The organism is Burkholderia sp. HAN2018, from assembly GCF_024704855.1.
Classification (GTDB): Bacteria; Pseudomonadota; Gammaproteobacteria; order Burkholderiales; family Burkholderiaceae; genus Burkholderia; species Burkholderia cepacia.
This window is the reverse complement of sequence record NZ_QOBB01000549.1, coordinates 1-659: the sequence shown is the minus strand read 5'-3', so window position 1 is coordinate 659 and position 659 is coordinate 1. Positions and strand designations below refer to the sequence as shown.

General features: G+C 72.1%; 1 protein-coding gene and 1 pseudogene. Both read right to left on the bottom strand.

Going from position 1 to position 659, the window contains the following annotated elements; translation table 11 throughout:
* A partial coding sequence (locus DPV74_RS41715; protein WP_119339305.1) for a 4Fe-4S dicluster domain-containing protein occupies positions 1–406 on the bottom strand: 406 nt, incomplete at its 3' end.
* Between the two features lie 24 nt (positions 407–430).
* Positions 431–659 (bottom strand): annotated as a pseudogene (gene glcE, locus DPV74_RS41710) (glycolate oxidase subunit GlcE); the annotation flags it as partial.

Below are 659 nucleotides of genomic sequence, written 5' to 3'. Positions count from 1 at the left end.
CGGCCTTCAGCAACGCGGCGAACGTCGCCGGGCGCGGCACGACGTGCCGCAGCCCCGCGCGCAGCAGGCGCTCGCGCGCGGGCCGCTGCGCACGCTTTTCGGCTTCCGCGCGGCCGATGTCGAGCAGCGTGTGATAGCGCACGCCGGACGGGCAGGTCGTCTCGCAGTTGCGGCACGTCAGGCAGCGGTCGAGATGCCGCTGCGTGCGTTCGCCGCACGGCTCGCCTTCGAGCAGCTGCTTGATCAGGTAGATGCGCCCGCGCGGCCCGTCGAGCTCGTTGCCGAGCACCTGGTAGGTCGGGCAGGTCGCATTGCAGAAGCCGCAGTGCACGCACGCGCGCAGGATCGCTTCCGCTTCGTCGGCCCGGGCGAGGGCCTTGCTTGCTTCGCTGAGATTGGTTTGCATCGGCGGGTCGGGATCGGGTTCGCGTCAGAAATCGGCGTACAGGCGGCCGGGATTGAAAATCGCGTGCGGGTCGAGCTGTGCCTTGAGCTGGCGGTGCACGCGCAGCAGCGTGGGCGGCAGCGGCTGGAACGGCTCGCGCGTCGTGCCCGGCGTGAAGCAGGTCGCGTGCCCGCCCCATTGCGCGGCGAGCCGCTGCACGTCGGCCGGTGCGGCGTCGCTCTTCAGCCAGCGCTGCGCGCCGCCCCAGTCGGCC